General features: G+C 64.6%; 22 protein-coding genes. 20 read left to right on the top strand and 2 right to left on the bottom strand.

Annotated elements, in window-relative coordinates:
- Nucleotides 1-132: 132 nt before the first annotated feature.
- The 4 genes from argS to thrB all read left to right on the top strand — a co-directional run bounded on the left by argS (nucleotide 133) and on the right by thrB (nucleotide 5,531).
- On the top strand, nucleotides 133-1,785 hold the full coding sequence (argS, locus tag NUW87_RS03960) for an arginine--tRNA ligase (RefSeq protein WP_269027288.1): 1,653 nt from the start codon (nucleotides 133-135) through the stop codon (nucleotides 1,783-1,785).
- Entirely contained in the window at nucleotides 1,786-3,150 is a 1,365-nt protein-coding gene (gene lysA, locus NUW87_RS03955) for a diaminopimelate decarboxylase (RefSeq protein WP_269027287.1), read from the top strand.
- Between the two features lie 86 nt (nucleotides 3,151-3,236).
- Nucleotides 3,237-4,589 carry a homoserine dehydrogenase gene (locus NUW87_RS03950; RefSeq protein WP_269027286.1) on the top strand — a complete coding sequence of 451 codons (1,353 nt, stop codon included), beginning with the start codon at nucleotides 3,237-3,239 and terminating at the stop codon, nucleotides 4,587-4,589.
- A gap of 12 nt (nucleotides 4,590-4,601) precedes the next feature.
- A complete protein-coding gene (thrB, locus tag NUW87_RS03945; RefSeq protein ID WP_269027285.1) occupies nucleotides 4,602-5,531 on the top strand; it encodes a homoserine kinase in 930 nt (309 codons plus the stop codon).
- On the opposite strand, the gene NUW87_RS11745 is transcribed toward thrB, so the two are convergent.
- Nucleotides 5,528-6,868, bottom strand: coding sequence for an HNH endonuclease signature motif containing protein (locus tag NUW87_RS11745; RefSeq protein WP_269027284.1), 1,341 nt, complete (start codon nucleotides 6,866-6,868; stop codon nucleotides 5,528-5,530). The genes thrB and NUW87_RS11745 overlap by 4 nt on opposite strands.
- 346 nt (nucleotides 6,869-7,214) lie before the next feature.
- Between NUW87_RS11745 and NUW87_RS03935 the strand changes: the two genes are divergently transcribed.
- On the top strand, nucleotides 7,215-9,197 hold the full coding sequence (locus NUW87_RS03935) for a VWA domain-containing protein (protein ID WP_269027283.1): 1,983 nt from the start codon (nucleotides 7,215-7,217) through the stop codon (nucleotides 9,195-9,197).
- Between the two features lie 12 nt (nucleotides 9,198-9,209).
- On the opposite strand, the gene NUW87_RS03930 is transcribed toward NUW87_RS03935, so the two are convergent.
- Nucleotides 9,210-10,940: a long-chain fatty-acid--CoA ligase gene (locus NUW87_RS03930; protein ID WP_269027282.1), complete on the bottom strand. Its 1,731-nt coding sequence runs from the start codon at nucleotides 10,938-10,940 to the stop codon at nucleotides 9,210-9,212.
- A 183-nt stretch (nucleotides 10,941-11,123) separates the two neighbouring features.
- Between NUW87_RS03930 and rho the strand changes: the two genes are divergently transcribed.
- The 15 genes from rho to NUW87_RS03855 all read left to right on the top strand — a co-directional run bounded on the left by rho (nucleotide 11,124) and on the right by NUW87_RS03855 (nucleotide 25,267).
- On the top strand, nucleotides 11,124-12,932 hold the full coding sequence (gene rho / locus NUW87_RS03925) for a transcription termination factor Rho (RefSeq protein WP_272508658.1): 1,809 nt from the start codon (nucleotides 11,124-11,126) through the stop codon (nucleotides 12,930-12,932).
- Entirely contained in the window at nucleotides 12,932-14,011 is a 1,080-nt protein-coding gene (gene prfA / locus NUW87_RS03920; protein ID WP_269027280.1) for a peptide chain release factor 1, read from the top strand. The genes rho and prfA overlap by 1 nt, the downstream gene beginning before the upstream one ends.
- Nucleotides 13,998-14,843 (top strand): peptide chain release factor N(5)-glutamine methyltransferase, encoded by an 846-nt coding sequence (prmC, locus tag NUW87_RS03915; RefSeq protein WP_269027279.1) that lies wholly within the window; start codon nucleotides 13,998-14,000, stop codon nucleotides 14,841-14,843. Before prfA ends, prmC begins: the two co-directional genes overlap by 14 nt.
- Nucleotides 14,844-14,868: 25 nt before the next feature.
- Nucleotides 14,869-15,525, top strand: a complete 657-nt coding sequence (locus tag NUW87_RS03910) for an L-threonylcarbamoyladenylate synthase (RefSeq protein WP_239219437.1) — start codon at nucleotides 14,869-14,871, stop codon at nucleotides 15,523-15,525.
- A 6-nt stretch (nucleotides 15,526-15,531) separates the two neighbouring features.
- Nucleotides 15,532-16,695, top strand: a complete 1,164-nt coding sequence (locus NUW87_RS03905; protein WP_269027278.1) for an MraY family glycosyltransferase — start codon at nucleotides 15,532-15,534, stop codon at nucleotides 16,693-16,695.
- A gap of 19 nt (nucleotides 16,696-16,714) precedes the next feature.
- Nucleotides 16,715-17,113: a Cg1360 family ATP-synthase-associated protein gene (locus NUW87_RS03900; RefSeq protein ID WP_239219486.1), complete on the top strand. Its 399-nt coding sequence runs from the start codon at nucleotides 16,715-16,717 to the stop codon at nucleotides 17,111-17,113.
- A gap of 355 nt (nucleotides 17,114-17,468) precedes the next feature.
- On the top strand, nucleotides 17,469-18,263 hold the full coding sequence (gene atpB / locus NUW87_RS03895) for a F0F1 ATP synthase subunit A (RefSeq protein ID WP_269027277.1): 795 nt from the start codon (nucleotides 17,469-17,471) through the stop codon (nucleotides 18,261-18,263).
- Nucleotides 18,264-18,360: 97 nt separating this feature from the next.
- Nucleotides 18,361-18,606 (top strand): ATP synthase F0 subunit C, encoded by a 246-nt coding sequence (locus tag NUW87_RS03890; protein ID WP_034999811.1) that lies wholly within the window; start codon nucleotides 18,361-18,363, stop codon nucleotides 18,604-18,606.
- 47 nt (nucleotides 18,607-18,653) lie between these two features.
- Complete coding sequence (locus tag NUW87_RS03885) at nucleotides 18,654-19,226, top strand: F0F1 ATP synthase subunit B (protein ID WP_034999813.1); 573 nt, start codon at nucleotides 18,654-18,656, stop codon at nucleotides 19,224-19,226.
- A 5-nt stretch (nucleotides 19,227-19,231) separates the two neighbouring features.
- A complete protein-coding gene (locus NUW87_RS03880; protein ID WP_239219441.1) occupies nucleotides 19,232-20,065 on the top strand; it encodes a F0F1 ATP synthase subunit delta in 834 nt (277 codons plus the stop codon).
- Nucleotides 20,066-20,073: 8 nt separating this feature from the next.
- Complete coding sequence (gene atpA / locus NUW87_RS03875) at nucleotides 20,074-21,738, top strand: F0F1 ATP synthase subunit alpha (protein WP_269027276.1); 1,665 nt, start codon at nucleotides 20,074-20,076, stop codon at nucleotides 21,736-21,738.
- Between the two features lie 51 nt (nucleotides 21,739-21,789).
- Nucleotides 21,790-22,758: a F0F1 ATP synthase subunit gamma gene (locus NUW87_RS03870; RefSeq protein ID WP_239219445.1), complete on the top strand. Its 969-nt coding sequence runs from the start codon at nucleotides 21,790-21,792 to the stop codon at nucleotides 22,756-22,758.
- A gap of 3 nt (nucleotides 22,759-22,761) precedes the next feature.
- Nucleotides 22,762-24,273 carry a F0F1 ATP synthase subunit beta gene (gene atpD, locus NUW87_RS03865; protein ID WP_269027275.1) on the top strand — a complete coding sequence of 504 codons (1,512 nt, stop codon included), beginning with the start codon at nucleotides 22,762-22,764 and terminating at the stop codon, nucleotides 24,271-24,273.
- An 11-nt stretch (nucleotides 24,274-24,284) separates the two neighbouring features.
- On the top strand, nucleotides 24,285-24,653 hold the full coding sequence (locus tag NUW87_RS03860) for a F0F1 ATP synthase subunit epsilon (protein ID WP_239219456.1): 369 nt from the start codon (nucleotides 24,285-24,287) through the stop codon (nucleotides 24,651-24,653).
- Nucleotides 24,654-24,751: 98 nt separating this feature from the next.
- Nucleotides 24,752-25,267, top strand: coding sequence for a DUF2550 domain-containing protein (locus NUW87_RS03855; protein WP_269027274.1), 516 nt, complete (start codon nucleotides 24,752-24,754; stop codon nucleotides 25,265-25,267).
- Nucleotide 25,268: the final 1 nt, after the last annotated feature.

Below are 25,268 nucleotides of genomic sequence, written 5' to 3'. Positions count from 1 at the left end.
CTGCAAAACAATATGCCACCCTAATCCTGTTAGTGACGAATGGAGGGGCATCGCTTTGGTGTGACCTATTGCACCGCGCGGCCGGTAGCCATGCTGCGTGCAGTGTCGGCGGGTGATTTAGACTTGTGCCCCATGACGCCAGCTGAACTCGCAACCACCGTGAAAGAGGCCGCGACGCGCGTGCTCGCCGCCCACGACCTCGACGCCTCCGTCGTCCCGGACACCGTGACCGTGGAGCGCCCCCGCAATCCCGAGCACGGCGATTACGCCACGAACATCGCGCTCCAGGTGGCCAAGAAAGCTGGCACCAACCCACGCGAGCTCGCCACCTGGCTTGCCGACGACCTGTCGGACAACCCCGCAATCGACTCCGCCGAGATCGCCGGTCCAGGCTTTATTAACCTGCGCCTGGCCGCCGGCGCGCAGGGCCAGCTCGTGGCGAAGGTCCTGGACGAGGCGGAGAAGTTCGGCCACTGCGACCTCTACGCAGACGAGAAGATCAACCTCGAGTTCGTCTCCGCCAACCCCACCGGCCCGATCCACCTGGGCGGCACCCGCTGGGCTGCAGTGGGCGACTCGCTCGCCCGCGTGCTCGAGGCCGCCGGCGCGGAAGTCACCCGCGAGTATTACTTCAACGACCACGGCGGGCAGATCGACCGCTTCTCCCGCTCGCTGGTGGCCGCCGCGAAGGGCGAGCCCACCCCGGAGGACGGTTACGGTGGCGATTACATCCACGAGATTTCCCGGGCGGTCGTCGATAAGCATCCCGGCGCCCTCGATGGCGCGGACGCCGAGGTGCAGGAGACCTTCCGCGCGGCCGGTGTGGAGATGATGTTCGCGCAGATCAAGCAGTCCCTGCACGAGTTCGGCGTGGACTTCGACGTGTACTTCCACGAGAACTCCCTGTTCGAATCAGGCGCGGTGGACAAGGCAGTGCAGACGCTGAAAGACAACGGCAACCTGTACGAAAACGATGGCGCGTGGTGGCTGCGTTCCTCCGACTTCGGCGACGACAAGGACCGCGTCGTGCTCAAGTCCGACGGCGACGCCGCCTACATCGCCGGCGACATCGCGTACGTGGCCGACAAGTTCGACCGCGGCCACACCCTGGCTATTTACATGCTGGGTGCGGACCACCACGGCTACATTGCGCGTCTCAAGGCGGCGGCGCAGGCGCTGGGCTACAACGCGGACGCCGTTGAGGTGCTCATCGGCCAGATGGTCAACCTCGTACGCGACGGCCAGGCCGTGAAGATGTCCAAGCGCGCAGGCACCGTGATCACGCTCGAAGACCTCGTGGACGCGATCGGCGTCGACGGCGCGCGCTACTCGCTGGTGCGTTCCTCGGTGGACTCTACCCTGGACATCGACCTGGACTTGTGGACGAAGCAGTCCTCCGACAACCCCGTCTACTACGTGCAGTACGCCCACGCCCGCCTGTGCTCCATCGGACGCAAGGCCGCTGAAGCCGGCGTGTCCCACTCCGACCCGGACCTGGCGCTGCTCACCCACGACAAGGAGGGCGACCTCATCCGCACCCTCGGCGAGTACCCGGCCGTCGTGCGCGCCGCCGCGGAGCTGCGCGAGCCGCACCGCATCGCCCGCTACACCGAGGAACTGGCCAGCGCGTTCCACAAGTTCTACGACTCGTGCCAGATCCTGCCCAAGACCGGCGAGGAAGCGGAGCCGATCCACACCGCGCGCCTGGCCCTGGCGATGGCCTCGCGCCAGGTTGTTGCGAACGCCCTCGGCCTGATCGGCGTGAGCGCACCGGAGCGGATGTAAATGACCGTTTTCGTCTCCACGCCCTACGAGAAAGACAACGGCGACTTCAACGACCTGCCTGCCCACGTCTGGCCCCACAGCGCCAAGCGTGAAGAGGACGGCGTGGTCACCATCGCCGGTGTGCCGCTCCCGGAGATCGCCGCGGAGTACGGCACCCCGGTTGTGGTCATCGACGAGGACGACTTCCGTTCGCGCTGCCGCGACATGGCCGCCGCGTTTTTAGCGCCCGAAAACGTGCACTACGCGTCCAAGGCGTTTCTCACCCGCCGCGTGGCCCGCTGGGTCGACGAGGAGGGCCTCGCGCTGGACGTGGCCAGCGAGAATGAGCTGCGCATCGCCCTGGCCGCGGACTTTCCGCCGGAGCGCATCACCGTGCACGGGAACAACAAGTCGGACCAGTTCCTGCGTCTATGCGTGGAGTCAAAGGTCGGCCACGTGGTCATTGACTCGCATCAGGAATTGGCGCAGCTGGAGGCCGTGGCTAAGCAAGCGGGCGTGAAGCAGGACGTCTTCGTGCGCGTGAAGCCCGGCGTGGACGCCCACACCCACGAGTTCATCGCCACCAGCCACGAGGATCAGAAGTTCGGCATCTCGCTCGCTACTGGCGACGCCTTGTCGGCCGCCGCCGCAGCCATCACCTCCGACTGGTTGGAGCTGACCGGCCTGCACTGCCACGTCGGCTCCCAGGTCTTCGACGCCGAGGGCTTCAAGCTCGCCGCGGAGCGCGTGCTGGGCCTGTACGCCGAGATCTGGAAGACCCAGGGCGTGGCGCTGGGCTACCTCGACCTCGGCGGCGGCTACGGCATCGCGTACATGCCGGGCGAGTCGCCTTTGGACGTCAACGCTGTGGCGCACGACCTGCTCACCGCGGTGCAGGAGGTCGCCGACGAGCTGGGCATCGCCGCGCCCACCGTGGTGGTCGAGCCCGGCCGCGCGATCGCCGGCCCGTCCGCGGTAACCGTCTACACCGCCGGCGTGATCAAGGACGTGGACACCTCGTACACCACGTCGCGGCGCTACGTCGCCGTCGACGGCGGCATGAGCGACAACATCCGCCCCTCGCTCTACGGCGCGCTTTACGACGCCCGCGTGGTCAACCGCTTCACCGACGGCGCCCCCACCGACACGCGCCTGGTCGGCTCCCACTGCGAGTCCGGCGACATTCTGGTGGAGGAGGCCTCCTGGCCCGACGATATCGCCCCGGGCGATCTCATCGCGCTGGCCGCCACTGGCGCCTACTGCTACTCAATGGCCTCGAACTACAACGCGTTTGGCCGCCCGGCAGTCGTGTCCGTGCGCGGCGGCGAGGTCACGCCCATGGTGCGGCGGGAGACTGTCGAGGATCTGATTGCGCGCGAATATTAATTGACCGTCAGTGTCTTTTGCGCGATAGTAGACAAAGCGGTTCACCGCTGATCCCTGTCACGTACGACGAAGGAGCTACTCGCATCATGACTTCCGCCACAGCCGAGGGATATAACGGCAACTACCCGGGCAAGGGCATCGGCACCCCCGTGGGCATTGCCGTGCTGGGCAAGGGCACCGTCGGTACTGAGGTGCTGCGCCTTCTCTCCGAATTCTCCTCCAACCTGGAGCACCGTATTGGCGGCCCGATCGAGGTGAGGGGTGTTGCGGTGTCGGACGTCGAGAAGCATAAAGATGCCCCCGAGGTCCAGGGTTTGTACTTGACGGGGGACGCGCGCGAACTGGTCACCCGCGACGACGTGGATATCGTGGTCGAGCTCATCGGCGGCATCGACTACCCGCGCGAGCTCGTCCTCGAAGCGCTCAAGGCCGGAAAGTCGGTGGTCACCGCCAATAAGGCCCTGGTGGCCGCCCACAGCGCCGAGCTTGCAGACGCCGCCAACGCCGCCGGCGTCGACCTCTACTACGAAGCCGCCGTCGCCGCCGCCATCCCCGTGGTGGGCATGCTGCGCCGCTCCCTTGCGGGCGACCAGGTGCAGCGCATCTCCGGCATTGTCAACGGCACCACCAACTTCATTCTCGACGCCATGGCATCCACCGGCGCCGACTATGAGGAGGCGCTGGCAGAGGCCACCCGACTCGGCTACGCAGAGGCCGACCCGACCGCGGACGTGGAGGGCCACGACGCTGCCTCCAAGGCCGCCATCCTCGCCTCCATGGGCTTCCACACCCGCGTGACCTTCGATGACGTGCACTGCGAAGGCATCACGAAGATCACCGCCGACGACATCGATGCCGCGAAGAAATCCGGCCACACCATCAAGTTGCTTGCCATTTGCGAGCGGCTTGTCGACGACGCCGGCAACACCACCGGCGTCAACGCCCGAGTCCACCCGACGCTGGTGCCCAACGAGCACCCGCTCGCGTCCGTGGATAAGTCCTACAACGCCATCTTCGTCGAGGCAGAAGCAGCAGGTCGACTCATGTTCTACGGCAACGGCGCCGGCGGCGCCCCCACCGCATCGGCAGTACTCGGCGACCTCGTCGGCGCCGCACGCAACAAGGTCCACGGCGGCCGCGCCCCGGCCGAGAACCCGTACGCGGACTACCCGGTTGTCTCGTTCGAGGAGGTAACCACCCGCTACACGATCAACATGACCGTCAACGACCGCGTCGGCGTCCTCTCCGATCTCACCGCCCGCTTCGCCAAGGCCGGCATTTCGCTGTCCGCGGTGCGCCAGGAGGAGTCCGGCGACGAGGCCCACCTCATCGTTGTCACCCACGCCGCCCGCGAGCAGGACCTCAACGCTATCGTGGAGCAGCTTTCCGGCCACGACGACGTGCTCGCGGTCAACTCCGTCATCCGACTCGACTCCTAAGGGGCCTTCGCAATGGCAATCGATCTGCAGCCCGGCCTGAAAGTCAAGGTCACCGTCCCCGGTTCCTCGGCAAACCTGGGCCCCGGCTTCGACACCCTCGGCATCGCGTTGAGTATCTACGACACCGTGGAAGTGGAGGTCACCGACTCCGGCCTCGAGGTGGAGATCTTCGGCGAGGGCGCCGACGATCTGCCCCGCGACAGCTCCAACCTTGTGGTCAAGGCCATCCAGTCCGGCCTTGCCGCCGCGGACGTGTCCGCCCCCGGCCTGCGCGTGGTGTGCCACAACACCATCCCGCAGTCCCGTGGCCTCGGCTCCTCCGCCTCGGCCGCCGTCGCTGGCGTGTTCGCCGCCAACGCACTGGCCGGCTCCCCGCTCGACGAGGACGCGGTCGTGCAGCTGTCCTCCGAGTTCGAAGGTCACCCGGACAACGCCGGCGCATCCGCGCTCGGCGGGGCAGTGGTGTCTTGGACCGACATCCCCGTCGACGGCCAATCCAAGCCGTCCTACCGCGCCGTGCGCATCCCGGTCGACGAGTCCATCAAGGCCGTCGCCCTCGTGCCCGACTTCCACGCTTCCACAAACGCGGTGCGCAAGGTGCTGCCCAGCCACGTCACCCACACGGACGCGCGTTTCAACGTCTCGCGCACCGCGGTGATGACAGCGGCGCTGCAGCACCACCCTCAACTGCTTTTCGAAGGCACCCGTGACCGCCTCCATCAGCCTTACCGCGCAGATGTCTTGCCGGTCACAGCCGAGTGGGTCAATCGCCTGCGCAACCGCGGCCACGCCGCTTACCTCTCCGGCGCCGGCCCGACCGCGCTCGTGCTCACCACCAGTGAGGTGGAGCCCTCGCTTCTCGACGAAGCACGCTCCGCCGGCCTCCGCGTCATCGAACTCGACGTCGCCGGCCCGGCCACCGCGGAGCTAGTGCACGACTAAGCGCCTGCCTGACCCGGGTGCTGGCCTGCACCCGGCTCGTCGAAGCTGTCGCCCGGCGTGACCGTGTCTCGCAGCGGGCCCCGGTGGTTGTGGGTGCGCCTGGGCAGCGAGCGGTTTCTGGAGACGTACTGCGTGCCGTCCTTCAGACGGAAGTACAAGTCCGGACCGTGGGCCCGGATATGCGCTAGGCCGTGGCTGATCTTGGAGTGGCAGCTGGAACACAGCGGAATTAGGTTGTCCATGTTGGTGGCGCCCCCGTCTTCCCATTCCTTGATGTGGTGGATCTCGATGAATCGGCGATGGCTGCATCCGGGCATCGCGCACTGGTGCCCCCAGGCCGTCAATAGTGCGAGGACCTGTGCGTCTGTGGCGAAGCGCTGCGCGCGGCCGACGTTGATGGTCAACCCCTTCTTGTCCAGCAGGTGCAGGCGCAACGTAGCGTTCGCGATGTAGCTTCGCACTTCCTGGGATCTCGCCGAGGTGTTCTCCGGCATCCACGCACCGCCGTCCTCTGTGAGCACGATGTTGACGTGGGCGCCGGGAGATCGAAGCGGGCTAGTGGGGCTGTCGCGCACCATGTCCATCATGGCGATGAAGGCGGGGTAGAGGTCCTTCTTCTCCGGCGGGCCGAAGCGTGAGGGCGGGCGCAGAATCGACTCCAGATCGAGTTTGGACTTCCTCGGTTTAGGGGCGTCCGCAGTGAAATCAGGCGGGCAAGACTCTGCTTCTGCTTCGGCCGCCGCGATGAACTCGTCAAGCTTGTCCGGGTCCGCGAGCTCTTCTGAGTTGGGTAGCTCGGCGCAGTAATTGGCCAGCTGAGCGACCTTCAACGCGGTGAGCAGTGCTTGTCCGCGTACCGCGGGAAGGAGCGCGCGGAAATCCATCATTCCGTCGGCGCGGAAATCGGCCTTCACAAACGGTTCTTCGGGTTCGTTCTCATCGGCGGTGTCGGTGCCGGCGAGGATGCGTTCGAGCTCGGAAAAGGCATGGATGAGTGCGAGGTCGATCAGTTCTTCCTCGTTCTCCTCATGCATGAATTTCAGCAGGAAACGCATCGTGTTGTACGGCATCACGCCGGAACGGAACGTCTCATATAACAGGCGGAACCGGCGTAGGCCTCGGGCGACGCGGAGATACTCGTACGCGGTGGATGGCGGGAGATTGAGCTCGCGTTTGATCCATGTGGCAGTGGATATTTCGCCACGTTGTTCGGCAATTCCTTCTTCGTCGAGCTGGCCAAGTGCGTCGAGCATGTCTGCTCGGTGGGTGTGGGATTCGCAGTGGTGGAACTTTAGATCGTCTATAAGCTGCAGTGTTTTGCTGGTGGCTGTGGTCACGGAAAGCCCCCTGGGCGATGGCTGGATGGTCGCTGTGGGGTCGAGGGTAGGCGAAAATGTGTGCGATGTAAAGGGGTCCTTCAAAAATATTTTCGACGATTGAAAAATGATTCTGCGGCCGCAGAATACCTTCAACCTCGGGTTGAAGGTTGGGCGGTCGGGGGCCAAACGATTCTGCGGCCGCAGAACACCCTCAAGTGTTAGATGAGACTTTCGAGGCGCGCGGATTCTGCGGCTGCAGAATGAGGGTCGGGGTTTCACAAAGTGATAACGAGGCGTGCAGGTGTGGTGAAGTTCTTTTATTGTCCAAAGTGATTCTGCACACAACGGAGAAGGGCGCGTGAAAATGAGTTGGTCGGTTTCGCAGAAAGGCGCGAGGGTCGTTCTCGCCCTGATGATTGCGGTGTGTTGCTGCTTGGCATGGGCGCCGGTGGCGTGGGGGCAATCGTCGACGGCGGTGTCGACAGTGACGGAGACCTCGTCGTTCTCGACGACGTCGACGAAGACATCCGCGGCTTCCGAAGGCTCGGACGATAGCAAGGCGATGCTGATTTTGGACGCATCCTCGTCGATGGTTGAGGCAGACGCCGAGGGCACACGCATGGAATCGGCGAAAAAGGCGGCGAATGAGCTGGTGGAGTCGCTGCCGGAGACGGCGAAAATGGGGCTGACGGTGTACGGCGCGAATGAGTCGGATGCGCCGGATAACCGGGAGCAGGGGTGTAAGGATATTGACACTCTCGTCCCGGTCGGCAGGGTGGACAAGGCGAAGTTCACGTCGGCTATCGACGGCCTGGAGCCGAAGGGCTACACCCCGATGGGCAATTCGCTGCGCAAGGCCGCTGAGGAGCTGGGCGGCGAGGGGGAGCGCTCGATCATTCTAGTGTCCGACGGTATCGACTCCTGCGCCCCGCCGCCGGTGTGCGAGGTGGCCAAGGAGCTGGCCGAAGACGGCGTTGACCTGGCCATTCACACAGTGGGTTTCCAGGTGGACGACGCGGCGCGCAAGGAGCTGCAGTGCATCGCGGAGGCCGGCAACGGCCAGTTCCTCGAGGCCAAAGATGCGAGCAGCCTGGCGACGTCGCTGAAGTTCCTGGCCCAGCGCGACATTGGCAAGTACAAGGTTGAGGGCACGCCGTTTGAGTTTGCGGATTCGCCGGAGGACGCCAAGTGGCTTGGCCAGGGCCAGTACCAGACCAAGGTGACCCCGGATTCGAACGCGAAGACCGACCGCTACTTCCGCGTCTCCGTGCCGGAGGGGCACAAGGCGCTGATCACTATGACCCCGATCTGGCAGCCCGACGGCCACTTCCAAGATGCTCAGGTAGAACTCGAGTCCTCTGCGCAAACGAACGAGAATGACCCGACCTGCGGCAAGGCTCGAACGAAACTATTTCCCAGCAGCATCGCAGGCAGCGCACAGTTCGCCATGGAACCCTACTGGGTCTCGTTGACGCGTGAGGAGCAAGCCGATGACTGCGACATGAGCAACTGGCTGATAGCCACGCAGATTTACAAAGGTGGCGCGGAGCTTGTCGACGACGTCAACGTCGAAGTCAACGTGTTCTACGAGCCGATCCCGGAAAAAGAGCAGGCCAAGGAATGGTCGGACAAGGTTATCTCCTCCGGGAAGTACGACGGAGAGGTCCCGTTCGGCACCGCCGAGGAAATCGCTGGCGGCACCAGCTTCAACGACGCGGTGGAAATCAGCGAGGGCACCTATTCCGACAAGATCGTCCCCGGCGAGTACCGCTTCTACAAGATTCCGGTGACTTGGGGCCAGCGTCCAGTGCTGAAAATGAAGGTCAAAGAGTCAGTCACCAACGACGCAGACTCGGTGAAGATCAAGATTTTCGACCCAACACGCCTTGAAGTTGGAACGAGAGACTTCAGCTTCTATGACGAGGAAGAGGAAAGTGGCCCGGTCTCGCCGGCGCAGCACACGATGTACGGCGGGGATAATCCGCACCAGGGCTACTACTTCCTACACGTGGGAATGGGTGCGAAGAGCGAAGACGAAGCCACCGAAGTGGAGCAACCGTACGAGTTTGTGGTGATGCTCGACGGCGAGCCGGTCGACGGCGGCCCAGACTGGACCCCGACTTATGAGAACGGCCCCGAGCCGTCGGATGAGCCGATCAAGTTCGACGGTGCTAGCGGCTCAGATGAGGAGCAAACGGTGGAGGAAACCACACAAGCAGCGGAGAGCACCGAAGCCACGGAGGACAAGTCGGGCGGGTTGTCCTTGCCGTTGCTGGGCGGTCTCGGCGTGCTGCTACTGGCCGTGATCGGTGCGGTGGTCTTCCTGCTCAACCGCAACCGCGCATAAGAGCGGTGTGCTTTACGACGTCGCCTTCGGCCGGCTGCCCGGGCCGGGCAAGGCGATGATGTCGAACTCGTCCCGGGCGAGGTGCTTGCGCAGGTCCTTTTTGTCGAACTTGCCCACGGACGTCTTGTCGATGGTGTCGACGAAAGTCCAGTACTCGGGCGCCATCCACTTCGGCAGCACGTCGGCGAGCCCGGCTCGCAGGCGCGCGGCGGTCTCTGCGGTGGGGGCCACCTCCGCGGTCAGCTTGGTCACTGCCAGCGGCCGTTCACCCCACTTGTTGTCGGGGATGCCGATGACGGCGCACTCGATGACCTCTTCTGACTCCATGATCAGGTTTTCCACCTGGGCGGAGTAGATCCACTCACCGCCGGAGCGGATGACGTCGCGGGCGCGGTCGTAGAGGGTGAGGAAGCCGGCATTGGTTACGGTGCCCACGTCGCCGGTGCGCAGCCAGCCGTCGGCAGTGAAGTGATCGCGCACGTCGTCGACGTCTTCGCCGCGGAAGCGCGAGGCGATCTCGCCGGGCTCCTGGGTGGGCGAGTGGTAGTAGCTGGCGGCGACCATGTTGCCCCGCACCTGGATTTCGCCCTGGGTGAGGTCGGTGGGGGCCATGACCTGGCCGTCGTTAACCACGCGGTATTGCAGGGTGGGGGCGAAACGGCCCTGGGAGATGCGGTAGGCCCAGCGGGCCTCGCCGGACGAGCCCGACGGCGGCCTGGCGACGGTACCGACGGTGGAAGTCTCCGTCATACCCCACACGTGCACCACGTCCACGCCGTAGCGCTCCTCCCACATCTTGATCAGGGCGGGCGGGGCCGGCGAGCCGCCGACGAAAATCTCCTGCAGGCTCATGCGTTCGGGCGGGTTGTGCAGGTAGTGCACCATCAGCTGGATCCACAGGGTGGGCACCCCGTGGGCGACGCGCGGGTGGGTGCCCGCGATGAGCTTGGCCAAGGTGGGGGCGGACATGTCCGAATCCGGCAGCACCAGCGGCGTGCCAGCCAAAAACGCGGCGAGCGGCACGCCCCAGCTGAGCACGTGGTAGATGGGGATGCAGCACAAAAACGTCTCACCGTGGGTCACGGCCAACGAGTCGGTGGCGCGCAGGCCCGTCGCCTCCAGCCACAGGGAGCGGTGCGAATAGGCCACGCCCTTCGGTGCGCCGGTGGTGGCGGTGGAGTACACCAGCGCGGCCGCGGTGTTTTCGGGCAGTTCGGGCCACGGGTAGGACGTCGGTCGGCCGTCGAGAAGCTGCTCGTAGCTGTATACCTTGACTGCGTCAGGGAGGTGCGAAGCTGCGTCGTCAAGCGGTTCGACGCCCGTAAACGCCACCGCGCGCACGCTCGGGCAGTCCTGCAAAATTGTGCCCAGCTTCTTTGCCAGCCGCGGGTCCGCGACCACGACTTCGGACTCGGAGTGGTTGACAACGTACGCGATCTGATCCGCCATGAGCTGCACGTTTAGCGGATTGAACACCGCGCCCTTCGCGGCGACGGCGAACATCACCTCGATGTGCTCCGCGCAGTTGTACAGCAGCGTGGACACGCGCTGGTCGCCGTCGATGCCCAGGTCGTTGTGCAGAGCATGCGCGAAGGCCGCGGCGCGCGCGCCAATCTCGGCGAACGTGGTTTCCTCCGCGCCGGATGCGCGCCACGTCGTGCACTTTGTGTTGGCGTGGGCGGTGGTGCCGAACTCCAAAATCCTCGCGACGGAGAACGGCACCTCCTGCATCGTTGAAAGCATGCAGGCCATGTTAGCGCGGGCCTGATTAGCGCAGGGCCTTCTATGCGCTACACTTCTGCGTGGATCGTGCGAATTGCACCCGTCCCGGAACTTCTCCGGTTGAGGGTGCTGGCGGCGCTACCGGGAGGAACGTTTCCCCGGGCCCGCGAGATCCGTAAGACCGCACACGACCGCTACCGGTGCATGCAAACGCGAATATCTGCGCGATTAAGCAGCTGGCTTAGCGACGAAAGGACACACGTGACCGAAACCGGCACCGCGGCCGACCTCGCCGCAATGAAGATTCCGGAGCTGCGAAAGCTCGCCGCCGAAAAGGGACTTAAGGGGATCTCCGGGCTCCGCAAGGGGGAACTCATCCAGGCCATCGTCACCGGGCAGGTGCCGCGCAAGGCCGCCGCCGAGAAGGCTGCGCCAGCGGAGAAGGCAGCGCCGGCGGAGAAGGCCGAGAAGCCGAGCCAGGCCGAGAAGCAGCAGCCTAGCGATGACGACGAGTCCCGCGGGGCATCGCGCTCCGCCGCACGTCGCGCCCGCCGCAACCGCGCACGCTCGCAGCACGACGAGCAGCAGGGCGGCGACAACCGTGATAACCGTGATAACAACGCCGAGGGCGACCACGAGCAGAACCACGGCAACAACGACCGTGGCAACGACCGGGGCGGCCGCAACAACCACGGCAACCACGGCGGCAACAACGACGACCACCACGGCGGGGGTCGCCGCGGCCGTCGCGGGCGCCGTAACCGTAACCGCAACCGGGACCACAACCACGGCGGCGGAAACAACGGCAACAACGACAACCAGAACTTCAACCCGGAGGACCTGCAGGAGGTCGCCGGTATCGCGGACGTGCAGGACAACGGGTCGGCGTTCATCCGCACAACCGGCTACCGCCAGTCCAACGCGGACGTCTATGTGCCGCAGAAGCTCGTGCGCCAGTCGGGCCTGCGCTCCGGAGACGCGGTGACGGGTCAGGTCCGCGCGAACGGGCAGTCCCACTCGCAGGGCAACGGCCGTAACCGTCGCAGCTACAACCAGGTTGTGCGGGTCGATTCCATCAACGGCCAGACCACGGAGGCGGCGAAGGGCCGCAAGGAGTTCCACAAGCTCACTCCGCTGTACCCGAACCGCCGTCTGCGCCTGGAAACTGAGCCGAAGATCCTCACCACCCGCGTGATCGACCTGGTCATGCCGATTGGTAAAGGCCAGCGCGCGCTGATCGTCTCCCCGCCGAAGGCCGGTAAGACGACGATCCTGCAGAACATCGCCAACGCGATCGCCACCAACAACCCGGAGTGCTACCTCATGGTGGTGCTGGTGGATGAGCGTCCGGAGGAAGTCACGGACATGCAGCGCAGCGTCAACGGCGAGGTCATTGCTTCCACGTTCGACCGTCCGCCGTCAGAGCACACCGCTGTGGCCGAGCTTGCCATCGAGCGTGCGAAGCGCCTGGTGGAAATGGGCCAGGACGTGGTGGTCCTGCTGGATTCCATCACCCGCCTGGGCCGTGCCTACAACAACTCCTCGCCGGCGTCCGGCCGCATCCTCTCCGGTGGTGTGGATTCCAACGCGCTGTACCCGCCGAAGCGCTTCCTGGGCGCTGCCCGCAACATCGAGGAGGGCGGTTCGCTGACGATCATCGCCACCGCGATGGTGGAGACCGGCTCGGCTGGCGACACCGTGATCTTCGAGGAGTTCAAGGGCACCGGCAACGCCGAGCTGAAGCTGGACCGCAAGATCGCGGAGCGTCGCGTGTTCCCGGCTGTGGACGTCAACCCCTCCGGCACCCGCAAGGACGAGCTGCTGATGAGCCCGGAGGAGGCCCGCGTGATGCACAAGCTGCGCCGTATCCTCTCCGCGCTGGATCCGCAGCAGTCTATTGACATGCTGATTAAGCAGCTGAAGAAGACGAAGACCAACGGCGAGTTCCTGATCGGCGTGGCCAACTCTGCACCGATGGCGCAGACGGAAAACGACGAGGAGGATTACTCCTAATGGCAGAGAAATCGCAGGTTTCGCTTGTCGACGACTACGTCGCCGAATACCAGGGCATCCAGGCCCAGATGGGCGACCCGGAGGTCGCGGGCGACCAGGACCAGTTCCGCAAGCTGTCAAAGCGCTACGCGGAGCTGCAGCCGATCATCAACGTCTACAACGACCTGACCCAGGCGCAGGAGGACCACGAGGCCGCGGCCGAGATGGCCAACGAGGACAAGGAGTTCGCCGAGGAGGCCAAGCGCCTTGAGGGCGAGATTGTCCGCCTGGAGGAGGAGCTGGCCGACCTGCTCGCCCCGCGCGACGAGCACGACGGCGACGACATCATCATGGAGCTCAAGGCCGGCGCCGGCGGCGAGGAGGCTGCGCTGTTCGCCGGCGACCTTGCGCGCATGTACCAGAAGTACTGCGAGAAGCATGCCCTGACCTGGGAGGTGCTCGACGTCGCCGAGTCTGACCTGGGCGGCGTGAAGGACATGACTGTTGCTGTCAAGGCCAAGAACCCCTCGCGCGACGGCGCCTGGTCCAAGCTGAAGTTCGAGGGCGGAGTGCACCGTGTGCAGCGCGTGCCCGTCACGGAGTCCCAGGGCCGCATCCAGACTTCGGCCGCAGGTGTCTACGTCTTCCCGGAGGCCGACGAGATTGAGAGCGTCAACATCGACGACAAGGACATCCGCGTCGACGTGTACCGCTCCTCCGGCAAGGGCGGCCAGGGCGTGAACACGACCGACTCGGCCGTGCGCATCACCCACCTGCCCACCGGCATTGTGGTGACCTGCCAGAACGAGCGTTCCCAGATTCAGAACCGCGCCCGCGCCATGCAGGTGCTGCAGGCCCGCCTGGAGCAGCTGGAGCGCGAGAAGCTCGAGGCCGAGGAGGCCGAGGGCCGCGCATCCCAGGTGCGCACTATGGACCGCTCCGAGCGCATCCGCACCTACAACTGGCCGGAGAACCGCATTTCGGACCACCGCATCAACTACAAGTCCAACAACCTGGACTCGGTGCTCGACGGCAACATGGACGACCTGATCACGGCGCTGCAGACGCACGAGCGCCAGGAGCGACTTGAAGCCGAGTAGCGTCCGCTCGTTCATCCCGGAAGCGGTGAATGCCCTCCGGAAGGCGGGCGTCGACTCTCCGGAGGTGGACGCGCGCCTGCTCGCCGCGCACGTGCTCGGCGTCGCGCCGATGCAGCTGATGTTCGCCGATGTGCCGGCGGATTTCGGGCAGCGCTACTCCGAACTCGTCGCCCGCCGCACCAAGCGCGAGCCGCTGCAGCACATCATCGGCACCGCGCCGTTTTACGGCGTCGACCTCGCCGTCGGCCCCGGCGTGTTCATCCCCAGGCCCGAAACCGAGATCCTCGCCGAGTGGGCGGTGCACAAGCTTATCGACGCACCTTCGGCCCCCACCGTCGTCGACCTCGGCTCCGGCACCGGAGCTTTGGCCATTGCGATCGCCCGGGCCAGGCCGGACGCGACGGTGTACGCGGTGGAGCGGTCGGAGGCCGCGCGTGCCTACCTGCGGCGCAACGTCGATACGCTCGCGCCCCAGGTCAACGTGGTGGCGGGCGACATGACCGACCCGCAGCTGCTCGCCGGGATCCGCGCGGACGTTGTCGTGTCCAACCCGCCATATGTCCCGGAAACGCCGGAGCTGCAGCAGGAGGTTTACGCGGACCCGCACGAGGCGGTCTTTTCGGGCGCTGATGGGATGGCTGCGATTCGCGGGATCGTGCCCGTCGTCAAGCAAATGCTCAAAGATGGGGGAGTTGTGGGCATCGAGCACGACGACACGACCTCCGAGGCTGCGCAGGATGAGCTGCGCGCCGGCGGTTTTGCGGATGTGCGCGCGCTGGAGGACATGACTGGGCGGGCCCGGTTTGTCACGGCGAGTAAGCTAGCCCGGTAACTGCCCGACGGCCAAGGAGCGAACATTGAGGGAAACGTACAACTGCCTCGACCCGCAAAAGCGCATCGAAGGTGTACGCGCGGCCGCCGACGCCGTCCGGGCTGGCCGCTGCGTGGTGCTGCCGACGGACACCGTCTACGGCATCGGCTGCGACGCCTTCAACAACGACGCCGTGGACACGCTCTTGGCCACCAAGCGCCGCGGGCCGGACATGCCGGTGCCGGTGCTCGTGGGCTCCTGGGTGACCATCCAGGGACTCGTGCGCGAGTTCACGGAGACCGCGAAGACGTTGGTGGAGGCATTTTGGCCGGGTGGGCTGTCCATCGTCGTGCCTGAGGCACCCAGCCTGCCGTGGAATCTCGGCGACACGCGCGGCACCGTGCTGTTGCGCATGCCGAACCAGCCGCTGGCGCTCCAGCTTCTGCAGGAGACCGGGCCGATGGCGGTGTCGTCTGCGAACATCTCCGGCAACCCGCCGGCGACCACCGCCACCGAGGCGCGCCAGCAGTTCGGCGACGCGGTGCCGATTTACCTCGACGGAGGCACCGCGGAAATCGGGGAGCCCTCCACGATCATTGATCTTTCTGGCCCCGCGCCACGGATTCTGCGCGAGGGGGCGATTTCCGCCGAACGCATTGGTCAGGTCTTAGGGCTTGACCCAGAGAGCTTGCGGAGGAAGTAGCCGCCGATGAACGCCTCCGGTGTTCCGCTGCGTGAGCTGGGCCTTGTCCTGCTCGTGGCGGCCGCAGTCACGTACCTGGCCACCGGGCCGGTGCGGTCCATGCTCGTGCGTACGGGCAGAGTGGCTGAGATCCGCCAGCGCGACGTGCATACGCAGCCGACCCCGTCGTTAGGCGGGCTGGCCATGTTCACCGGGTTCTTAGCCGCCTACGCGCTCGCACAGCAGCTGCCCGCGCTGACCCGCGGGTTCGCACCTGTGACGCCGGAGATGACCGCGGTGCTGGTGGGCGGGCTCGCCATCGTGCTCGTCGGTGTGGTGGACGACCTGTATGAGCTGAGCGCGTTGACCAAGCTGATCGGCCAGTTTGCGGCCGCGGTGATCATGACGGCTCTGGGCATCGTCTTTACCGTGTTTTATGTGCCGTTCGGGGAGGGCACCACGCTCATTCTGGACCAAGTCCAGGGCATGGTCTTGAGCGCGCTGTTTACGGTGCTGCTGATCAACGCCGTGAACTTTGTCGACGGCATCGACGGGCTCGCCGCGGGCCTGGGCATGATCGCGGGGTCCGCGATCCTGATCTACTCGCTGGCGGTGCTGCACGACCAGGGTGGGGCAGTCTCCGCATACCCACCGGCGATCATCTGCGCGATCCTGGTGGGCATCTGCGCCGGGTTTTTGCCTCACAACTTCGAGCCGGCGCGCATCTTCATGGGCGACTCCGGGGCGATGCTGATCGGGCTGTTGCTCGCAGCTGCGTCCATTTCTGCTTCGGGCAAGATCAACATGTCCCTCTACGGCGCGGCCGACCTAGTCGCGCTGGTCAGCCCGATCATCGTGGTGCTAGCAGCGATCGCCCTGCCGGTGCTGGACTTAGCGTGGGCGGTGATCCGCCGCACCGCGAGGGGGCAGAGCCCGTTCGCCGCGGACGCCGGGCACATCCACCACCGCCTGCTGCGGCTGGGGCACACCCACCGGCGCACCGTGCTGGTGCTCTACATGTGGGTTTCCGCGGTGGCCCTTGGTGCGGTGAGTTTCTCCGTGGTGCCGTTCAAGGTCGCGGCGTCGCTAAGCGTGGCGGCGCTATTGGTTGCGTTCTTGCTCACGCTGGTGCCCTTGGCCAAGGGGAAAATTGGCCCGGCAGGTAGGATGAACCACCGTGAAACCGCTTGAAGTCAACGACGCTAATGCCATGTCCGACCACCGCAAGCCCCTTGTGCGCGCCCTGAAGGTGGGGAGCTGGGCGCTCGTGGTGCTGACCGTGGTTGCCCTTATGGGGTGGGGCGCAGCGCGCGACCTGCCCGGCATATGGGCCGCGCTGATGGGCGTGGCCGTTGGCGGGAGCTTCGTGCTGCTGACGGCGGTCACCGTGCTTGCCACCTCGAACTCCTCTCCGAACGCGACCATGGCAATCGTGCTCGGCGGCTGGCTGCTCAAGATGGGCGTGCTGGTGCTGTTTTTCCTGTGGATCCGGGGTTACGACTTCTACGACCACCAGGCGTTCGGCATCACCACTATGGCCGCTCTAGTTGTGGCCTTGGGGGCCGAAACATGGGGTTTGATCACCACCCGCACTACCTACCTGGATTAGGGGTAGGCGCGGCCTGTGACAGACCTAACAGCCCCTCGAAAACACGTTGTAGCAGCGCAGTTGCTGGTTTTGGGGGTCCGGGGTGGTGCGTCGGGGGGACAATCGCACAGGTAAAACCTACTTTGCGCGGATGGCCTGTTAGGATTACCGCTGGGTTTGTTCCGAGTCGATATTAACCCTCGTAAGCAGGGGAAACCGGCAGAAGAACGACATCCCCTGCCCCCGCGGAAGCAGATGTGCGACGGAGTCCGCCGCGGAGGCAGTCTTTGTTGAAGACGTCCATCGCACCGCGCGCCGAGCGTATCGGAGCGCGGCCCGAGAACGGGAGAGAACGCTGAGCGTTACAACTTTGGCCATGAAGGGTGAATTCCACGCACCTTCGCTTGGTCCAGAATTTTTCCCGGGGCAGACGTACGGCCAGCTCATTGGCGAAGACTTCGCTAATGGGTGGTTCGCACTCGATCGCATCATGCTCGTCCGCCTCTTCATGGCGGCGGTTTTGGTGCTCCTCTTTGTTATTGCCTTCCGGAACCCGAAGCTGGTTCCTAAGGGGCTGCAGAATGTCGCCGAGATCGGTGTCGATTTCGTCCGCGTCAACATCGCGGAGGACACGCTGGGGAAGAAGGACGGCAAGCGGTTCCTGCCGCTGCTGTGCACCATCTTCTTCACCACGCTGTTCATGAACGTCGCAACGATCATCCCGGGCCTGAACATCTCGCCTAACGCACGTATCGGCATGCCGATCGTCATGGCGGTTGCGGCCTACATCGCGATGATCTACGCCGGCGTGAAGCGCTACGGCATCGCATTCTTCAAGCACTCGACCGTGATTCCCGGCCTTCCGCCGCTGCTCCACCTTCTGGTGGTGCCGATCGAGTTCTTCTCGACGTTTATTCTGCGTCCGGTCACCCTGGCTCTTCGTCTTATGGCGAACTTCCTGGCTGGTCACATCATTCTCGTCCTGCTGTACTCCGCCACGAACTTCTTCTTCTGGCAGCTGAACGCATGGACGGCAGTGAGTGGCCTGACCCTCATCGCAGCACTGCTGTTCACCGCATACGAGTTGATCATCATCTTCCTGCAGGCGTACATCTTCGCTCTGCTGACTGCGGTGTACATCGAGCTGTCGCTGCACGCGGATGCGCATTAACAAAGCGCGACCACACGGCCAACTGAATAACCCCACAATCTGTCACTCGCTCACCCGCAACCCGCGGGAGAGCACTTAGAAAGGGAACGACTTTCACATGAACGACATCATTCTTGCTCAGGCAGCGGAGACCGTGAACCGCTACGAGGGTCTCGGCACCATCGGCTACGGCCTTGCAACCATCGGCCCGGGCATCGGCATCGGCATGCTCGTCGGCAAGACCGTCGAGGGCATGGCTCGCCAGCCGGAGATGGCTGGCCAGCTGCGCACCACCATGTTCCTGGGTATCGCCTTCGTTGAGGCGCTTGCCCTGATCGGCCTCGTCGCCGGCTTCCTGTTCTAAAAAACGCGAACCAGTAACCCGTACATTTTTTAGATCAGGAGCAACCAATGACTAACGTCACTGCATTCCTCGCTGCTGCAGAGGCCAGCGAGAAGCTGCCGGGGGAGAATGAACCTTCCATTCTTCTGCCGGCCGGCTACGACGTGGTTTGGTCTCTTGTCGTTTTCATCATCGTCGGCCTACTTTTTGCGAAGTACGTCATTCCGAAGTTCCAGGAAGTGCTGGCGGAGCGCGAAGACCGAATCAAGGGTGGCATCGAGCGTGCTGAGGTCGCCCAAAAGGAAGCCAAGGCTGCCCTGGAGAAGAACAACGCCGAGCTTGCGGAGGCGCGCCACGAGGCCGCTGAAATCCGTGAAGCCGCCCGCACCCGCGGCAAGGAAATCGAGGCTGAGTCTCGTGCCCGCGCCGAGGAAGAGGCCCGCCGCATCATCGCCTCCGGCGAGAAGCAGCTGCAGGCCTCCCGCGAGGAGGTTGTCGCTGAGCTGCGCAACGAGATGGGCCAGAACTCCATCTCGCTGGCTGAGCGTCTGCTGGGCACCGAGCTGTCGGATTCGACCCGCCGCTCGAACACGATCGACGAGTTCTTAAGCGAGCTCGACCACGTGTCGACGAGGAAGTAGGCGAGATGAAGGCAGCTAGTCGCGAAGCACAGTCGCACGTTACGGGCAAGCTCGAAGAGCTGATCCGGAACGCCGACAATTCCGTCGCCGTGGCTGCGCAGATCGGTACCGAGCTGTTCCTCACCGTGGACCAGCTCGACACCGAGCGCGCACTGCGTATCGCCGTGGCCGACACGTCGCTGGATTCCTCGCAGCGCGAGGGCATCATCCGCGACGTCTTCGGTAACAAGGTTGCGGAGCCCACCTTGAACATCCTCACCGCTGCAGCGCAGCAGGAGTGGTCGACCCCGCGCGAGTTCCGCGCTGGTCTGGTCAACCTCGGCCGTCGCGCGCTGGAGCTGGGTGCCAAGGAACAGGGCCAGCTGGAGCAGGTGGAAAACGAGCTGTACCAGCTCTCCACGCTGCTCGAAGGGGAGAAGGAGCTGACCCAGCTGCTCTCCGACCGCACCGCGACCCCGGCGCAGAAGCGCGGACTGTTGGCTAGCGTGATTTACGGCAAGGTGACGATGTTCACCGAGGCACTGGCATTGCAGGTTATCGGCCGCCCCCACCACAACCCCGTCGACGACTTGGCCGAGCTGGCCGCAGGCGTCGCGGAGCTGCGTGGCAAGGCTGTCGCACGCGTGAAGGCCGCTGAGGCACTCAGCGACACCCAGCGCGATGCACTGGCCCGCAAGCTGGAGCAGATTTACGGTCGCGAGATGGCCATCCACTCTGAGGTTGACCCCAGCCTCCTCGGCGGAATGGTTGTCCGTGTGGGAGATGAGGTCATCGACGGTTCGACGCGCGGGAAGATTAACCGCCTTCGCACCGACATGGCAGCCCAGGCGGCCAAATAGAAAACAACATGCTGGAAGAAACTACCGAGAGCAGGAAGAACATGGCGGAGCTGACGATCTCCTCCGATGAGATCCGTAGCGCGATAGCGAACTACACCTCGAGCTACTCCGCGGAGGCCTCCCGTGAGGAGGTCGGCGTGGTGACTTCGGCTGCAGATGGTATTGCCCAGGTTTCCGGGCTGCCAGGTTGCATGACGAATGAGCTGCTCGAGTTCCCGAACGGCGTCATTGGCGTCGCACAGAACCTCGAGACCGACTCCATCGGTGTCGTGGTGCTGGGTAATTTTGAGACCCTTTCCGAGGGCGACGAAGTCAAGCGAACGGGCGAGGTTCTCTCGATCCCGGTCGGCGAGAACTTCCTCGGCCGCGTGATTAACCCCCTGGGCCAGCCGATCGACGGCCTGGGCCCCATCGAGTCCAACGAAGAGCGCGCCCTGGAGCTCCAGGCCGCAGGCGTTCTCGACCGCCAGCCGGTCGAGGAGCCGCTGCAGACTGGCATGAAGGCGATCGACGCCATGACCCCGATCGGCCGCGGCCAGCGCCAGCTCATCATTGGCGACCGCAAGACCGGCAAGACCGCAGTCTGCATCGACACCATCCTCAACCAGAAGGAATTCTGGGAGACCGGTGACCCGTCGAAGCAGGTGCGCTGCATCTACGTCGCCGTCGGCCAGAAGGGCTCCACCATTGCTGGTGTGCGCCAGACTCTGGAGGAGGCCGGTGCGCTGGAGTACACCACCATCGTGGCGGCTCCGGCATCCGACTCCGCTGGCTTCAAGTGGCTCGCACCGTTCTCCGGTGCAGCCCTGGGCCAGCACTGGATGTACCAGGGCAAGCACGTCCTGGTGATCTACGATGACCTGACCAAGCAGGCTGAGGCATACCGTGCGATCTCCCTGCTGCTGCGCCGCCCGCCGGGCCGCGAGGCATACCCGGGCGACGTGTTCTACCTGCACTCCCGCCTGCTGGAGCGTGCCGCCAAGCTTAACGACGAGCTCGGCGCAGGCTCCCTGACCGCACTGCCGATCATCGAGACGAAGGCGAACGACGTGGGCGCCTTCATTCCGACCAACGTCATCTCGATTACCGACGGCCAGGTCTTCCTGCAGTCCGACCTCTTCAACCAGGGCGTGCGCCCGGCTATCGACGTGGGTATCTCCGTGTCCCGTGTTGGTGGCGCCGCGCAGACCAAGGGCATGAAGAAGGTTGCCGGTAACCTCCGTCTGGACCTCGCCGCATACCGCGACCTGGAGGCCTTCGCGGCCTTCGCGTCCGACCTCGACGCAGCTTCCAAGAAGCAGCTCGAGCGCGGCCAGCGTCTGGTGGAGCTGCTGAAGCAGTCCGAGCACGCGCCGCAGCCCGTCGAGTACCAGATCATCTCGATCTGGTCCGCAAACGAGGGCGTTTTCGACGTCGTTCCCGTCGAGGACGTCCGCCGCTACGAGGCAGAGCTGCACGAGTCCATCCGCGCCAACGCTCCGCAGGTCTACGACCAGATTGCGGGCGGTAAGCAGCTTGACGACGACTCGAAGGCCGCGATCCTGCGCGTCAACGAGGACCTGGCACGCAACTTCCAGGCTTCCTCCGGCGAGCGCATCGTCCGCGAGGCCGAGGCAGAGCCGCTCGACTCCAAGCAGGTAGCCAAGAACCAGCTCAACGTCAGCCGCTCCTAGGCCGCGTGAATCGCGACTAGGACAACTACTTAAAGGAAGGGAGGAAACACCATGGCAACGCTTCGCGAATTGCGCGACCGCATCAGGTCCGTCAACTCAACGAAGAAGATCACGAAGGCCCAGGAACTGATCGCCACCGCGCAGATCACCAAGGCCCAGCAGCGCGTCGAGGCGGCTAAGCCGTACGCCGACGAGCTGAAAGACGTCATGGAACGCCTCGCGTCCGCGAGCTCCCTGGCCCACCCCATGCTCCATGAGCGTGAGAACGGCCGGGTCGCGGCAATCCTCGTGGTCACCTCTGACCGCGGTATGGCCGGCGGTTACAACCACAACGTCCTGAAGAAGGCGGCGCAGCTGGAGCGCATGCTCACCGATGCCGGGTACGAGGTAGTCCGCTACGTCACCGGCAACAAGGGTGTCACGCACTTCAAGTTCCGCGACATGGACGTTCAAGGTTCTTGGACCGGGTTCTCGCAGCAGCCGTCGTGGGATGACACCCACGGCGTGCGCCACCAGATCATCGACGGCTACATGGCAGGCTCCGAGTCCTCGGTGCCACTGCGTGTCGACGGTGCCGAAGGTGGCACCGTGCGCGGCTTCGATGTCGTGCACGTTGTCTACACCGAGTTCGTCTCCATGCTGTCGCAGGAGGCTCGAGTCACCCAGCTCCTGCCGATTGAGCCGGTGCTGGAGGAGTTCAAGTATGAGCAGCAGGACATGCTGACTACTTCCGGCGACGTGCGCCCGGACATGAACTTCGAGCCCGATGCTGACACGCTGATGGAAGAGCTGCTCCCGGTGTACGTCTCCAGGTTGCTCTACTCGATCTTCCTGGAGTCCGCTGCAGCGGAGTCGGCATCGCGCCGTACGGCTATGAAGAACGCGACGGACAACGCTACGGAGCTGGCTAACGACCTGTCCCGTGAAGCTAACCAAGCCCGTCAGGCAAAGATCACCCAGGAAATCACCGAGATTATCGGCGGCGCTGGCGCGCTGTCCGGTAGTGGAGAAAGTGACTAAATCATGACTACTGCTCACTCTTTTGATGAGCGCAACGACGAGCTGGCGGGTGCGGCTTCTGAGACCGACACCGCCCCGGCTCAGGTCGAGAACACTCAGAACCCGCGCGGTTCTGAGAACGGCCGTGTCGTTCGCGTCATTGGCGCAGTCGTCGACGTGGAGTTCCCGCGTGGCGAGCTGCCCGCTCTGTACAACGCGCTCGAGGTCGACATCGACCTCGGCGACATGTCCCGCACGATCGTGCTCGAGGTCGCCCAGTTCCTGGGCGACAACCTCGTGCGCACCATCGCCATGGCGCCGACCGACGGACTTGTCCGCGGTGCCAAGGTGGCGGACTCCGGCAACCCGATCTCCGTGCCGGTAGGCGACCAGGTGAAGGGCCACGTGTTCAACGCGCTCGGCCAGTGCCTGGACGACCCGTCGGTGGGCGAGACCGGCGAGCGCTGGGGCATCCACCGCGAGCCGCCGGCATTCAAGGACCTCGAGGGTAAGACCGAGATCCTGGAGACCGGTATTAAGGTCATCGACCTGCTCACCCCGTACGTCAAGGGCGGCAAGATCGGCCTGTTCGGCGGCGCTGGCGTGGGCAAGACCGTGCTGATCCAGGAGATGATTACGCGTATTGCACGCGAGTTCTCCGGTACCTCGGTCTTCGCCGGCGTGGGCGAGCGCACCCGTGAGGGCACCGACCTGTTCCTCGAGATGGAGGATATGGGCGTGCTGCAGGATACCGCGCTTGTCTTCGGCCAGATGGATGAGCCGCCGGGGGTCCGTATGCGCGTGGCCCTGTCCGGCCTGACCATGGCGGAGTACTTCCGCGATGTGCAGAACCAGGACGTGCTGCTGTTCATCGACAACATCTTCCGCTTCACCCAGGCGGGCTCCGAGGTGTCGACCCTGCTGGGCCGCATGCCTTCCGCTGTGGGTTACCAGCCGACCCTGGCCGACGAGATGGGTGTGCTCCAGGAGCGCATTACCTCGACCAAGGGCCGTTCGATTACGTCGCTGCAGGCCGTCTACGTGCCGGCGGACGACTACACCGACCCGGCTCCGGCCACCACCTTCGCTCACCTCGATGCGACCACCGAGCTTTCCCGTTCGATCGCGTCGAAGGGCATCTACCCGGCCGTGGATCCGCTGACCTCCACGTCCCGTATTCTCGAGCCGGGCATCGTCGGCGAGCGCCACTACGCGGTCGCTCAGCGGGTGATCGGTATTCTGCAGAAGAACAAGGAGCTGCAGGACATCATCGCCATTCTCGGTATGGACGAGCTGTCCGAGGAAGACAAGATCACCGTGCAGCGCGCACGTAAGCTCCAGCGCTTCCTGGGCCAGAACTTCTTCGTGGCGAAGAAGTTCACCGGCGACGAGGGCTCCTACGTCCCGCTCGAGGAGACGATCGACGCGTTCGACCGTATCTGCGAGGGCGAGTTCGACCACTACCCGGAGCAGGCCTTCAACGGTCTCGGCGGTCTGGACGACGTCGAGGCTGCGTACAAGAAGCTGCAGGCGTAGGAGGGTAGAACATGGCTGAACTTACCGCTCAACTGGTCGCGGTTGACCGCATGCTCTGGAAAGGCCAGGCAAGCATTGTCACCGCCCAGACCACGGAGGGTGAGATCGGCATCCTTCCTGGCCACGAGCCGATCCTTGGCCAGCTCAAGGACAACGGTGTGGTGACCATCCGCCCGACCGACGGCGAGCGCATCGTAGCCGCCGTCCAGGGTGGCTTCCTGTCCGTTGTGGGCGAGAAGGTGACCATCCTGGCCGACTACGCCGTTTTCGCCTCCGAGGTCGACACCGCCGACGCGGAGTCGCACCTCCACGACGAAGATCGCGTTGTCAAGGCTCGCTCCGAGGCGGAGCTCGCCGCGGTTCGCCGCTTGAACCAGTAACTGGTCTGGAAGGCATAAACGCCGACCGCCACGAATGCACCCCTTCCTGGGAAACCGGGAGGGGGTGTTTCGCATTTGTGCGATATGATCACAGGCAAATGTCTATCCAGCGGAGTCGAGGAGGTTGGGCCGGGATGGTGGTCGTGGCGGGTATCGCAGCGCTTGTCCTGGCTGTCCTCGCCGCGGCGGCTGCGTGGCGCTTCGCAATGGTGCGCAACTCCGGCGCACGCGCCATGATGCGTGAGCTGCCGGCGCAGGGCATCCACGGCTGGCGCCACGGGGTGCTGCGCTACGACGGGGAGCGGCTGCTGTTTTTCAAGCTCCGATCTCTGACGTTCCACCACGATGTGGAGCTGGATCGCCGCGGTGTGGAGTTCGAGGGCTTCAGGGACGTGACCGAGGGTGAACGAGAGTTCATGCCTGAGATCGGTCACGTCCTTCGCTTTTCTGGACCGCAGGGGGACTTCGAGTTCGCTGCAGACCGCCACACTGAGATGGGGCTGGTGTCGTGGGTGGAGGCGGCCCCGGATGTGCGCAAGGAGCGTATCGACGTGCATTCGCTGGCCCAACGCGCGCAGCGCGAGTCGGCGCAGCGCGATGCAAACGAGCGCTAAG

The sequence above is a fragment of the Corynebacterium pilbarense genome, assembly GCF_026930265.1.
Classification (GTDB): domain Bacteria; phylum Actinomycetota; class Actinomycetes; order Mycobacteriales; family Mycobacteriaceae; genus Corynebacterium; species Corynebacterium pilbarense.
This window is presented reverse-complemented; position numbering and strand designations above follow the sequence as displayed.